General features: G+C 69.4%; 12 protein-coding genes and 3 pseudogenes. 2 read left to right on the plus strand and 13 right to left on the minus strand.

Annotation, left to right across the window (positions count from 1 at the left end; all coding sequences use genetic code 11):
• Positions 1–24 precede the first annotated feature (24 nt).
• From J1M40_RS04405 to J1M40_RS13020, 6 genes and pseudogenes are all read right to left on the minus strand, one after another.
• The gene (locus J1M40_RS04405; protein ID WP_078026177.1) at positions 25–948 is read right to left on the minus strand and encodes a phage holin family protein; all 924 of its coding nucleotides are present in this window, start codon (positions 946–948) and stop codon (positions 25–27) included.
• Positions 949–1,079: 131 nt separating this feature from the next.
• Positions 1,080–1,913 (minus strand): aldo/keto reductase, encoded by an 834-nt coding sequence (locus tag J1M40_RS04410; protein WP_044659469.1) that lies wholly within the window; start codon positions 1,911–1,913, stop codon positions 1,080–1,082.
• A gap of 80 nt (positions 1,914–1,993) precedes the next feature.
• Positions 1,994–3,064 (minus strand): nucleoside hydrolase, encoded by a 1,071-nt coding sequence (locus J1M40_RS04415; protein WP_206450490.1) that lies wholly within the window; start codon positions 3,062–3,064, stop codon positions 1,994–1,996.
• Positions 3,061–3,999 carry an SDR family oxidoreductase gene (locus J1M40_RS04420; protein WP_144819955.1) on the minus strand — a complete coding sequence of 313 codons (939 nt, stop codon included), beginning with the start codon at positions 3,997–3,999 and terminating at the stop codon, positions 3,061–3,063. Before J1M40_RS04420 ends, J1M40_RS04415 begins: the two co-directional genes overlap by 4 nt.
• 110 nt (positions 4,000–4,109) lie before the next feature.
• The gene (gene glsA / locus J1M40_RS04425; RefSeq protein WP_170721227.1) at positions 4,110–5,066 is read right to left on the minus strand and encodes a glutaminase A; all 957 of its coding nucleotides are present in this window, start codon (positions 5,064–5,066) and stop codon (positions 4,110–4,112) included.
• 81 nt (positions 5,067–5,147) lie between these two features.
• Positions 5,148–5,291 (minus strand): annotated as a pseudogene (locus J1M40_RS13020) (AbgT family transporter); the annotation flags it as partial.
• Between the two features lie 70 nt (positions 5,292–5,361).
• On the opposite strand from J1M40_RS13020, the gene J1M40_RS04430 reads away from it, so the two are divergent.
• Together J1M40_RS04430 and J1M40_RS04435 are read left to right on the plus strand one after the other, a co-directional pair.
• On the plus strand, positions 5,362–6,108 hold the full coding sequence (locus J1M40_RS04430) for a DUF72 domain-containing protein (protein WP_170721237.1): 747 nt from the start codon (positions 5,362–5,364) through the stop codon (positions 6,106–6,108).
• An 87-nt stretch (positions 6,109–6,195) separates the two neighbouring features.
• On the plus strand, positions 6,196–7,041 hold the full coding sequence (locus J1M40_RS04435; protein WP_010079170.1) for an alpha/beta fold hydrolase: 846 nt from the start codon (positions 6,196–6,198) through the stop codon (positions 7,039–7,041).
• Between the two features lie 478 nt (positions 7,042–7,519).
• On the opposite strand, the pseudogene J1M40_RS04440 reads toward J1M40_RS04435, so the two are convergent.
• The 7 genes and pseudogenes from J1M40_RS04440 to J1M40_RS04470 form a co-directional block, all read right to left on the minus strand.
• Positions 7,520–7,813 (minus strand): annotated as a pseudogene (locus J1M40_RS04440) (IS3 family transposase); the annotation flags it as partial.
• A 4-nt stretch (positions 7,814–7,817) separates the two neighbouring features.
• Positions 7,818–8,939, minus strand: a pseudogene (locus J1M40_RS04445) (IS30 family transposase); the annotation flags it as partial.
• Between the two features lie 510 nt (positions 8,940–9,449).
• Positions 9,450–9,737 (minus strand): hypothetical protein, encoded by a 288-nt coding sequence (locus J1M40_RS04450; protein WP_144819255.1) that lies wholly within the window; start codon positions 9,735–9,737, stop codon positions 9,450–9,452.
• A gap of 3 nt (positions 9,738–9,740) precedes the next feature.
• Positions 9,741–10,157: a hypothetical protein gene (locus tag J1M40_RS04455; RefSeq protein ID WP_144819257.1), complete on the minus strand. Its 417-nt coding sequence runs from the start codon at positions 10,155–10,157 to the stop codon at positions 9,741–9,743.
• A 238-nt stretch (positions 10,158–10,395) separates the two neighbouring features.
• The gene (locus J1M40_RS04460) at positions 10,396–10,644 is read right to left on the minus strand and encodes an HTH domain-containing protein (RefSeq protein ID WP_020626395.1); all 249 of its coding nucleotides are present in this window, start codon (positions 10,642–10,644) and stop codon (positions 10,396–10,398) included.
• Positions 10,641–10,886 carry a primase C-terminal domain-containing protein gene (locus J1M40_RS04465; protein ID WP_020626394.1) on the minus strand — a complete coding sequence of 82 codons (246 nt, stop codon included), beginning with the start codon at positions 10,884–10,886 and terminating at the stop codon, positions 10,641–10,643. Before J1M40_RS04465 ends, J1M40_RS04460 begins: the two co-directional genes overlap by 4 nt.
• A 92-nt stretch (positions 10,887–10,978) precedes the next feature.
• Positions 10,979–11,518, minus strand: coding sequence for a VOC family protein (locus J1M40_RS04470; protein WP_101966174.1), 540 nt, complete (start codon positions 11,516–11,518; stop codon positions 10,979–10,981).
• Positions 11,519–11,715: the final 197 nt, after the last annotated feature.

Here is an 11,715-nt window from a genome sequence, read left to right on the forward strand (position 1 = left end):
GGGAGGGCGGGCCCCCCCCCCGGGTCAGCGGCGGCGCAGGCGGCCGGCGAGCGCCACGAACGCGGCGGAGGAGGCGCCGAGCAGCGCGAGCGGCTGCCAGTTGTCCTTCACGTAGTCCTCGGCCTCGGCGGTCCGCTCCCCCGCGCGGGCGGCACCGGTGAACGGCGCGGTCTGCTCGGTGGCGTGTGCGGTCTCGGGGGTGACGCCGCGACCCTTGCGCTGCGCGGCGAAGGCCGCGAGCTGGCCCTTCACGCTGGTCTTCTCGTCCAGGCCGGAGCGGATGTCGCCCAGGTGGCGGCGGCGCAGGTCGGCACGGCGACGGATCTCCGCCTCGCTGGCGTCGGCGCGGTCCGGATGGGGAGCGGCCTCGCCGTTCTTGCGGGCCTTCTTGTTCTCCTCCTTCTCCACCTTCTTCCGCTCGGCCTCGCGGGCGGCCTCGACACGCTTGGCCTCGGCGCGCTCCGCCTTGAGGCGGTCGTACTCGGCCGGATCGAAGGCGTTGCCCTCCTTGAGGTAGCCGAGGTCGTACTCGAGGTTGCGCACGATCTCCTGCGGCACGAGCGGCATGGCGCCCTTGACCATCATGAGGCCGACGCCGGCGAAGATCAGGCCGAGCACGAGGAACGCCAGCGCCACCATCAGCGCCGGGAACCAGAAGGTCGGGTCGGCGAAGGCGCCGATCAGGGTCACCACGAGGGCGACCACCATGAGTGCGAGGAAGAACAGGCCCACCACCGCGATGCCGGCGCCGATGCCGGCCTTCTTGCCCTTCGCGGCCACGTGCCTCTTGGCGAGCTCGAGCTCGTCCTTCATCTGCAGGGGCAACAGGCGCACGACGGCGCCGAGCAGGTCGGTCAGCGAGCTCGCGCGGGTCTGCGGGGTCACCGGGACGGCGGTCCGCGGCGCGCGGACCTTCGACGCATCGGCGGGGGGAGCCTGGTGGGACATGGTGCATGCCTTCCGTGGAGTGCCTGGACAGATGCGCCCGGGCGGCGCGGCGGTCGCCGGGCATTCTCGAGCAAAGCTATCACCGGCCCGCCCCCAGGGGGACGGGCCGGGTGCGCGCGATGGCGGCTGGATCAGAAGTCGATGACCGCCGGGTCGGGGCCGAGACGGCCGTCCTCGCGGTCCAGCGCGTCGATCCGGGCGACGTCGTCGTCGGTCAGCTCCACCCCCGCGGCCTCGAGGTTCGAGACGATGCGCTCGGGCGTCACGGACTTGGGGATGACCACGAAGCCGTGGGCGAGGTGCCACGCGATGACCACCTGGGCCGGCGTCGCGCCGCGGGCCTCGGCGATCTCCGTGACCACGGGGTCGGCGAGGAGGTCGCCGCCCTGACCGAGCGGGGACCAGGACTCGTGGACGATGCCGTGGCGGCCCTCGACCTCGCGCAGCTCGCGCTGCTGCCAGTACGGGTGGGTCTCGACCTGGTGGATCACGGGCACCACGCCGGTGGCCTCGATGATCTCCTCGAGCTGGGCGGCCGGGAAGTTGGAGACGCCGATCGAGCGCACCTTGCCCTGCTTCTGCGCCTCGATCAGGGCCTTCCAGGTGTCCAGGTACTTCCCCTGCGCCGGCTTGGCCCAGTGGATGAGGTAGAGGTCGACGTAGTCGGTGCCGAGCTTGTCGAGCGAGACGTCGAGGGCGGCGAGCGCCTCCTCGTAGCCCTGGTCCGAGTTCCACACCTTGGTGGTGAGGAACAGCTCCTCGCGGGCGACGCCGGACGCGGCGATGCCGCGGCCCACGCCCTCCTCGTTCCCGTAGATCGCGGCGGTGTCGATGTGGCGGTAGCCGGCGCGGATCGCCTGCTCGACGACGTCGGCCGCGACGTCGTCCTCGACCTGCCACACGCCGAGCCCGAGCTGCGGGATCTGCTGGCCGTCGTGGAAGGGGACGGTGGGAACGTCGGTCATGAGGGAGCTCCTGGAGGGTCGGGGTCGGGCGGATGCCTCGGGTGCAACCGCACGCGGACGGGGGGCATTCCCGACGGCGGTCACCGGGCCGGGGAACCGCCGTCGAGCGTGCGCTCCCCCGCGACGACGGCGCCCACCGCGCGGGCGAAGGCCGCGAACACCTCCGCGGGGTCGTTGGCCGTGACGAGCCGGGCGTTGGGGCGCCTGCCCCAGATGTCCCGCGTGTCGTGGACGGTGGTGCCGCGCAACAGCTCCGAGTCCGCCTCGACGTCGACGACGGTGGCCCGCGTGGCGATGCGGGCCTGGCCCGCGGCCACCTGGGCGGCGAAGAGGTCGTGCAGGTGGGCGATGTAGCCCTGGTCGTAGTCGTGGTGGAACTCGAAGTAGAAGCGCAGCGCGTCGGCGAGCACGTCCAGGACGGGGCGGCCGGTCGCGGCGGCCGGCCCGGCGACCCGCGGTCGGTCCGCGGACCAGCCGACGGGGCGGGCCCCGGCGTCGGCCAGGAGGCCGTCCAGCAGGGCCGGCGTGTACTCGATCCGCTCCGTGGTCTCGAGCGCGCACACCACCGGCAGGCGATCCTCGGGCAGGCCCTCGACGGCCGCGAACACCTCCTTCGCGGCGTCCGGGTCCACCCAGGTGTTCCACTCGGCGGTGGGCGTGGTGTTGCCCGGATGATAGAAGGAGCCGCCCATGATCACGATGCCGCGGGCGAGGAACGGCAGGCGCGGCTCGACGCGCAGCGCGAGGGCCAGGTTCGTCAGCGGCGCGGTGCAGAGGATCGTCGTCTCCCCGGGGTGGGCCCGCAGCTCGTCCAGCCACACCTCCACGGCGGGCCGGGGCGAGAGCCACTCAGGGCGCCGATCGATCCGGGCATGGCCGAGACCGCCGTCGCCGTGGGTCTCCGGGGTGGTGACCGCGGGCCGGCGCAACGGGGTCTCGGCACCGACGGCCACCTCGACGTCGGCCCGACCGGCCAGGTCCAGCACCGCAGCCGTGTTCAGGGCGCAGTCCCGGGCGGTCGCGTTGCCGCCCGTGGTGGTGATGGCCGCGAGCTCGGGACCGGCGCCGAGGCGGTGGGCGCCGACGAGGTGGAGCAGGGCGCAGGCATCGTCGATGCCGGTGTCGACGTCGGCGAGGAGGCGGGCGGTCACGGGGTGGGCGTGCCGCCGTTGGCGTTGAGGGTCTCGCCGTTGACGTAGCTGGACTCGCCCGAGGCAAGGAACACGTAGGCGGGCGCCATCTCCACGGGCTGGCCGGCGCGGCCGATGGGGGTGCTGTGGCCGAACTCGGGCAGCTTCTCCTCGGGCTCACCGTAGGACACGTGCTGCACCGTCCAGATGGGCCCGGGCGCCACCGCGTTGACACGGATGCCCTTCGGGCCGAGCTGCTCGGCCAGGCCCTTGGTGAAGTTGTTGATGGCGCCCTTGGTGGCCGCGTAGTCGAGGAGCCTCGGGTTGGGGTTGTAGGCCTGCACCGAGGTGGTGTTCACGATCGTGCTGCCCGGGCCCATGTGCTTCAGCGCGGCGCGGCTGAGCGTGAACATGGACATGATGTTGATCTGGAACGTCTCGTGGACCTGCTCGTCCGTGAGATCGGCCAGGTCATCGGAGATGAACTGCTTGCCCGCGTTGTTCACGAGGATGTCCAGGCCACCGAGGCGCTGCGCGGCCTCGTCCACGAGGGAGGCGCGGTAGTCGGCGTCCATCAGGTCGCCCGGCAACGCGACGGCGGTGCGCCCGGCCGCCTCGATCGCCGCCAGGACGCGGTCGGCGTCGGGCTGCTCCTGAGGCAGGTAGGCGATGGCGACGTCCGCGCCCTCACGGGCGTAGGCGATGGCGACCGCGGCACCGATGCCGGAGTCGCCGCCGGTGATCAGGGCCTTGCGGCCGGTCAGCCGACCCATCCCCCGGTACGAGTCCAGACCGATGTCCGGGACGGGATCCGTCTTCACGTCCAGGCCCGGCTCGGGCTGGCGCTGCTTGTCGACGCGGAGCTTCGGGTGGCGGGTGCGCGGGTCGTCGTGGGCCAGTTGGGAGTCCTGCACGGGGATCGCGGGGGCGTCGTCCTTCTTCTCTGGAGTGGTCATGGGCCCGATGCTACGCGGCGCGCGCCAGAGGGTGACAAGGGACGGAGCGCGGCGTCGTCGGCGGGGTGGCCCACGCGACGACGGCGCGGCGGCTAGGCATCAGCGCGGGGTCAGCGGGGCCCGCTGAGGCCGCGCAGGGCGCCACGGTGCTGGAGCACGTGCAGGTCCCAGCGCGAGCTGAGCCCCTCGAACAACCCGATGCCACGCCGGGAGTTACCTTGCTCGTCCAGGCGCGGCGACCACGCGGCGAGGCCCAGGGCCCCGGGCACGGCACCGAGCAGCGCGCCCGAGACGCCGGACTTCGCGGGCACGCCGACCTCAGCCACCCACTGGCCGCTGGCGTCGTACATGCCGCAGGTGAGCATCACGGACATCGTCTGCTGCGCCACCCACTCGTCCAGCACCCGCTCCCCCGTCACGGGGTTCTTGCCGCCAGCGGCGAGGGTGGCGCCCATGACGGCCAGCTGGGGTGCGGTGACCAGGACCGAGCACTGCGCGAGGTACCCGGCCACGGCCTCGCGGGCCGAGATGGGCAGCCGGCCGGCGTCGGCGAGCAGGTGGGCCAGGCCCAGGTTGCGGTCGGCGCGGGTGCGTTCGGCGTCGAGGACGTCCTCGCAGACCTCCAGCTCGACGCCGGCCAGCGCGCTGTAGCGGCGCAGCAGCAGGGCCGTCCGCTCGTCCTCGTCCCCGGCGGGCAGGAGGGAGTGGACCAGGATGGCGCCGGCGTTGATCAGCGGGTTGCACGGCCGGCCGTCGTCGTGCAGGGACAGGTGGTTGAACGACTCACCGGAGGGCTCGACGCCCACGTCCTCCAGCACGTGGTCCAGGCCGATCTCCTGCAGCACCACCGCGTAGGTGAGGGCCTTGGAGACCGACTGCAGCGCGAAGGCGTGCTCGGTCTCCCCGGCGGCGGCCTGGTGGCCGTCCACCGTGCACACCGCCACGGCGAGGCCGTCCACATGCTGGCCGGCGACGTCCTCGAGGTAGTCGGAGGGCTCGCCGCGGCGGTCCGACTCCACCTCGCCGAGCATCGCGCGCAGGTCGTCGTCGAATCGCGTCGTGTCCATTCCTGTCACAGTAGTGGACGGGCGCCCGGGTCGCGGGCGGGCACCGGGCCGGTCACGGTGTGTACTGGACCGGGCGTTCGGGCCCAGCGGCAGGCCCAGCCACCTCCAGCCGATGACCATGCCGGTGCACGCGGGCAGGAAGGCGATCGAGGACGGGAGCATCGTGGCGATCAGGGAGCCGATGCCCATCTTCCGGTCGTACCTCTGAGCCACCGCGATGATCAGCGGGACGCTACGCGGGCGACGGAGGGTGAAGGCAAGACCCGGGAACCCGGGCCGGGGCTATCGTCGGGGGATGGACGTGCGGATCGGGACCTCCGGCTGGACCTACAGGCACTGGCGCGGGACCTTCTACCCGCAGGGGCTGCGGATCGCCGACCAGCTCGACCACTACACGGAGCGCTTCCGGACGGTCGAGCTCAACGGCTCCCACTACCGCTGGCCGGCGGACAGCACCGTCGAGGCATGGCGCGAGCGCCTGCCCGCCGGCTTCGAGATGGCCGTCAAGGCCTCCCGCTACCTCACCCACTACCGCAAGCTCAACGAGCCGCAGGACTGGGTGGAGCGCATCGTGCACACCCTGGACCTGCTCGGTGACCACGCCGGGCCGCTGCTGCTGCAGCTGCCGGTCAACCTGCACCGCGACGACGACCGACTCGCCGGGTTCCTCGGCCTGCTGCCCGAGCGGGTGCGCGTGGCGGTGGAGGTCCAGCACGAGTCCTGGCTGGACGAGGACGTGTTCGACCTCCTCGACCGGCACGGGGCGGGGTTCGTGGTCTCGGTGATCGCCGGGCGGGAGCCGGTGCTGCGCGCGACCGGCCGCCTCGCCTACGTGCGCTTCCACAACGCGGACCCGGACTGGCGCTACGGCGGATCGTTCTCCGACGCCGAGCTCTCCCCCTGGGTGAAGCGGCTGCGGGAGCTGACCGGCGCGGACGCGGCGGGCGCGCGCCCCGCCTACGTCTACTTCAACAACGACAACCACGGCCACGCCGCGTTCAACGCGCTGACGCTGCGCAGGATGGCGGAGACCGAAGCCTGACACGTGCCGAGCGCGTGCCTAGCGTGAGGAGGAAGCGGCGGCCGAGCGCCGCCGTCGTCCCCCGAGAGCACAGGAAGGCAGACGCACATGACCCTCATGCAGATCCCCACGGACCACGGCACGATCGGACTGAACGTGGAGGAGGCCGGCCACGGGCGTCCCGTGGTCCTCATCCACGGCTGGCCGCTGACCCTCGACTCGTGGAAGGACCAGGTCGCAGCCCTGTCCCCGCACTACCGCGTGATCACCTATGACCGGCGGGGCTTCGGTGCCTCGGAGAAGCCCGCCGGCGGGTACGACTACGACACGATGACCGCCGACCTGCACGGTCTGCTCACCGAGCTCGACCTGCGTGACGTGACGCTCGTGGGCTTCTCGATGGGCGGTGGCGAGGTGGCGCGCTACATGTCCCGGTTCGGCGCGGACCGGATCCACTCGGTGGTGTTCGCCGGCGCGGTGCCCCCGTACCTGCTGAAGACCGACGACAACCCCGACGGCCCGCTGACCGAGAAGCAGGCCGCCGAGATGCGCGCGGGTCTCGAGAAGGACCGCGAGTCGTTCTTCGACGACTTCACGACGACGTTCTTCTCCACCCCCAAGCTGGCCGGCCTGACCAGCAGCCTCAAGGTCACCGAGGAGCAGCGCCAGGAGGCCATCCGGATGGCGCTGCAGTCCGACCAGACGGCGGCGCTGGCCTGCATGGACGCGTTCGGGGCCACCGACTTCCGCCGCGACCTGCCGGCAGTGACCGTGCCGGCCCTGGTCCTGCACGGCGACGCCGACCAGATCGTGCCGTTCAAGGGCTCCGGCAAGCGGACGCACAAGGCGATCGACGGCAGCCGCGTCGAACTCGTCAAGGATGCCCCGCACGGCTTCAGCATCAGCCACTCCGAGGAGTTCAACCGGATCCTGCTGGAATTCCTGGCGGAGTGAGGGGGCAGGTAGGCCCACCAGAGTGCTGAACGCGACACGGCGCTCGTGGGGGTGGTGCATGCCATCCACCACGGCGCCGACGCTGACCTGTCAGGCTCGATCCGACGCCGTGATCACCCGGAGCGCGGGATCAGGCCGACCGGCCGGCAGAACCGCGCGTCAGGACGTCGAGTACGAAGCCGATCGGCCCATGACGGGTGCGCGCGTCCTGAAATAGGCCAGATCGGAACTGCGAGCCCCGGTCCTCGTGCACCAGGCACCCAGCCACCACGGCTGCACCGCCGCGGCCTGCGACGGCCTTGTTCGCGCAGAGACAGAGCTTCTCCTCAGCCGTGAAGTGCTTCCTGATGTCGGTCAGTCAGAGCCTGCGCGGCGCTTCTGGAGCGGGCTGGCGCACAGACCGAGGTGCTGTCGATCCATGACGGCGAGATTCAGGCGCGTGAGAAGGGTCTGCCATGAGTTTGCTTGACACGAGTTATCAGGCGGCGGCAGCCGCCTGGACTGATTGAACCATCTCGAACTCGACAGGGGTGAGCTTCCCGAGACGGGCCTGCCTACGACGGCGGTGATAGGTCCGCTCGATCCAGCTCACGATCGCGAGCCGGAGCTGGTCGAAGGACTGCCAGCGACGCCGGTTCAGCACGTTCTTCTGCAACAGCGCGAAGAAGGATTCCATTGCCGCGTTGTCCCCAGCAGCACCGACCCTGCCCATCGACCCGACCAGGCCGTTGACCCGGAGCGTCTCCACGAACCGCCTGGCTCGAAATTGGGCGGGTTCAACCGGTCGTTGCAACACCGTGCGTTGAGAGCGAGCGTAGCTGCTCGGCGAAGACCTCCGCGGGAGTCTTCCAGTCCAGGACCTTCCTGGGCCTGTTGTTCAGCGTGTACGCGACTGCTGCGAGGTCCTCGGCCGACCATCTCGACAGGTCCGTGCCCTTGGGGAAGTACTGCCGCAGCACCCCGTTCGTGTTCTCGTTCGTCGGCCGCTGCCACGGCGAGTGGGGGTCAGCGAAGAACACTCTCGTGCCCGTGGCCATCGTGAACTGGACATGCCCGGCCAGCTCCTTGCCCCGATCCCACGTCAAGCTCTGACGCAGCTGCTCCGGCACCGTCGTCATCGCCTTAGTCAGGGCCGCGGTCATCGCCTCGGCCCCGTACCCGCCCAGCGACGGCCCGTTCTTCACCGGCGGCTGCTCACCCCATCCCTGCAGGCGGGGAAGGTGGACCAGAAGCGTGGCCCGGCTCTTCCGCTCGGCCAGAGTCCCGATCGCTGAACGCTCGGTCCCGATAATCAGGTCCCCTTCCCAGTGCCCGGGCACAGCACGATCAGCGGCCTCAGGTGGGCGCTTGCTGAACACCACGTCCTCGGTGACGTGGCCCTGGGGCTTGTTCCGGGTACGTGCCCGCGGCTCGCGCAGAGCCCGTCCGGTGCGTAGGCACCCGACGAGTTCGCGTTTGAGTGCGCCCCGTCCCTCGACGAACAGGGACTGATAGATCGCCTCGTGAGAGATCCGCATGGACACATCATCCGGGAACTCCAGGCGCAGCCGGTGGCTGATCTGCTCAGGGCTCCACGCCGTGGATCACCGCCGGTCCGCCCGGCGCGGTTTCATCTTCCGCCCCTTGAAACCGGGCCCGACCGGTCCCGGCACGGCCACGCCATCGGGGCCCAGGACCACCCCGTTCAGGCGTGCCTGGACGTAGTCGTGCAGTCGCTGGTTCGTGGCCAGCTTCGCCGGCTTGGGCCGCCTGGCAGCTTCCTGGGCCTTCCACTGCGCCACCGTGGCCCGGTACTCCTGCTTCCCGGAACGAGTGGCGCAGTTACGGCGCAGCTCACGGCTGATCGTGCCGGGATCACGTCCCAGCGTGCGTGCGATCTGACGGACCCCCTGGCCCTGTGTAAGCGGCCATGAAAAGCTGCCCATAGGTGGCCAGGGAATGACCCGCTGACGGCCATGAGGACTGCCCAGTGATGGCCACGGGAACTGCCCGGTGCTGGCCATCTGGTTTGCCCGCGTTGCTCGTGGCCTGGGGGGTGTCCGGGGTGCGCGGCGGGTCGTTCTTGTGGATCGCGTAATGAACGGCGCGTGTGCTGACGCCTTCGCGCTCGGCAATGGCGCGCATGGTCATGTCTTCGGTGCGCATGGCGCGGATACGTTCATGGAGCGCGGCGACCTTGACGAAGTACTTCTCGCAGGGCTGGGCAACCGTGCGCCGGAGCGGTCCGGGGTGCACCCCGGACCGCTCCACGAGGACGCGGGAGGGCCATTTGGGATTGGCTGGAGCTGGGTAGTCCGTGCCAGTGTGAAAAGTAGTTCAATTCTTCATAAGAAGTGAACTAATCACAGGAGGGGGTGGGGTCACAAAGCTAGAAGCGAGGCTCTCAATCAAAGCGACTATAATATTCGTCATTCTGATTTTTCTTCTAGCTTCTTTTCGAGCTTATTCTTCTTCCTGTTTAGGCGCCACCAAGAAACTGACCCCTTGAGCTGGAGGGCTCCAAGTTCGTCGAGGGATGGGAGCCCCTTGTCAGACAGCCTTTTGGAGACCTCTGTCTTGTCTGCTCCTTGCATCGTTGCAATGAGTGCGTGCGCTTCCTTGACTGGAGCGGATGCTAGAGGGTGGGTGGAGAGTTTCGCGTTGACTGCCCTTAGCTCCTCTTCAAGGGCTGAGCGGGAAATGCCTCGGAGTGGCATAGGTCACTTTCCCCTCAGGCAGGCAAGCGCAGCCCGTCCTCCTGCGGCGAGAAGCGCCTCAGGGGTCCCCCGAACCATGATCTGGGTGATCTGAGGCCCATTGAGACCGATTCCCATGAGGCACCTATAGACAGCCCAGGGCAACGCCTGCGTTTCGGCTACTTCCGGGCCGGTCTTCTTTTCCTCGATTAGAAGATCAGAGAAGTAATCATCCCACTCGCTGGATGTGCTTCCTTGATTCTCGAAGTCGCCGGGAAGCGAGGCGGCGGCTGCGTACCCGTCTGTTGCTTGAGGGGTGAAGGCGGGCTGGGCCGCCCAGGCGGTAGCCCCGAAGTTGCTGATGGTGAGGGCTCCTACGAGGGAAAACGCGGCCCCGGACTGGGCTAGACGAGAGAGGCGCGGTCGATGCTTGTCGGGCACGAGAGTCTCCTTCGAGTGGATGTGACGCGCCCCACCATACTGTGCGTTCTCTATGCACCGCTATTGCTCTCTGATCCCTCTCGCTCAAGAGGACCTCTTCCTGGGCGATGCTGATGGCCGGTTGGCGTTCATCGCGGCCCTTAGGAGCTCGCACTTTGGAGTAGAGCACGTTTCCGTGTCAGAGCCTTCTGATGTCGCTGGTCCTCCGTTGAGACGCTGAGGGGCTTTCTTGCTAGTCTCAGTCGTCCTTGTGGATCGCGTAGTGCACCGTCCCGACGGTGACGCCTTCCTTGGCGGCAATGGCGCGCATGGAGAGCCCTTCCGCGCGCAGGGCGCGGATGCGTTCATGGCGCGCGGCGGCGTCCGCCAAGTAGTCCGCGCGTTCCTGGGCGACGGTGCGGCGGATGGTGCGCGGCGAGACTCCGAATCGCTCGGCTAGTTCGCGGGCGGTCTGCTTGCGCTTGGCGCGTGTAGGTGTGCTGGTCATGCGTCCTCTCCCACGATCAAACGGGCACGCTCCTCAACGGCGTTGCGTCGCTTCGCTCCGCTCTGGCGGCCTCTGAAGGCTTGGAGCGTGGACAGGGACGCCTGCTGGACGGTGCGGGCGTCTGTCCAGCCGTAGAAGCGCGTGGTGACCCATCGGTGAATGCTGGCGGCGATGTCGCGGGCCTCATTGGCCGGGAGTGGCTCGGAGAAGGCGGCGTTGAGCTCGTGCACGTGGGCGAGCACGGCGGCGTAGTAGTCGCGGCTGTCTTCGGCGGTGGCGTGCTCGTGGCGCTGGCGAATGCGTTTGGCCTCGCAGGTCCGCGGCGTCGGGCTTCTCAGGCATGCACCTCATTGTCCTGCCTGACGGCGTCGGGGGCGGTGATCCCCATGGCCTCGAGGTTCTGTGCCGTGGCGCTGGCCGGATCGAAGGGCTTGGTGGCCGTGAAGACCACGCGTGCCTTCTCGGGGGCGATCACTTCAAGGTCACGCGAACCCCAGGGCGTGTCCACGGGCTCGCCGACTGCGCCGACACCTGCGGCGCGGCACCGTTGCTCGAGGTCATCGATCTGATCCAGCAGACACGCGAAGCTGACGCTCATGGCCGGCGCCTCCTGCTCCAGGGTGACGGGGGTCGGCACCAGCAGGACGTCCTGGAAGGCCCAGCGGCGCAGGTGGACCAGCTGACCGGGCACGCTGAACAGCTCGAAGAAGTCGAGCCCTTGCGTCCAGAAGTCCACCGAGGCGGTCAGGTCTGATGTGGGGATCGTCACGAACGAGGGCATCCGGTAGATCCCCTCGAACCGCTCCGGGGCGGTGGCCTCAGGGCCGGGGGCGAGGACAGGGCTCATCTCGACTGCGTTGTAGTAGTTGCTCATGCGCCTCAGCCTGGGCCCTCACGTGAGGTGAGGGTCAAGTGGGGTCATAGGGCCACCTGGAGCGCCGGCTCTAGGGCGTGTCTGAGAATAGATGCACGAGTCAGCTGAGACCCTGGGGACATGTCCCGGTTCCAGATGCTCTCCGACGCCCAATGGGAGTTGATCGCCCCGATGCTCCCGACCCGGACCGGCCGCGC

The sequence above is a fragment of the Micrococcus sp. KRD026 genome, from assembly GCF_017168445.1.
Classification (GTDB): Bacteria; Actinomycetota; Actinomycetes; order Actinomycetales; family Micrococcaceae; genus Micrococcus; species Micrococcus luteus.

Coding starts and splice junctions, on each gene's coding strand:
- J1M40_RS04420 (WP_144819955.1), bottom strand. CDS start 3,999: ATGACCACTCCAGAGAAGAAGGACGACGCCCCCGCGATCCCCGTGCAG.
- J1M40_RS04435 (WP_010079170.1), top strand. CDS start 6,196: ATGACCCTCATGCAGATCCCCACGGACCACGGCACGATCGGACTGAAC.
- J1M40_RS04410 (WP_044659469.1), bottom strand. CDS start 1,913: ATGACCGACGTTCCCACCGTCCCCTTCCACGACGGCCAGCAGATCCCG.
- J1M40_RS04450 (WP_144819255.1), bottom strand. CDS start 9,737: ATGCCACTCCGAGGCATTTCCCGCTCAGCCCTTGAAGAGGAGCTAAGG.
- J1M40_RS04470 (WP_101966174.1), bottom strand. CDS start 11,518: ATGAGCAACTACTACAACGCAGTCGAGATGAGCCCTGTCCTCGCCCCC.
- glsA (WP_170721227.1), bottom strand. CDS start 5,066: ATGGACACGACGCGATTCGACGACGACCTGCGCGCGATGCTCGGCGAG.
- J1M40_RS04430 (WP_170721237.1), top strand. CDS start 5,362: ATGGACGTGCGGATCGGGACCTCCGGCTGGACCTACAGGCACTGGCGC.
- J1M40_RS04405 (WP_078026177.1), bottom strand. CDS start 948: ATGTCCCACCAGGCTCCCCCCGCCGATGCGTCGAAGGTCCGCGCGCCG.
- J1M40_RS04460 (WP_020626395.1), bottom strand. CDS start 10,644: ATGACCAGCACACCTACACGCGCCAAGCGCAAGCAGACCGCCCGCGAA.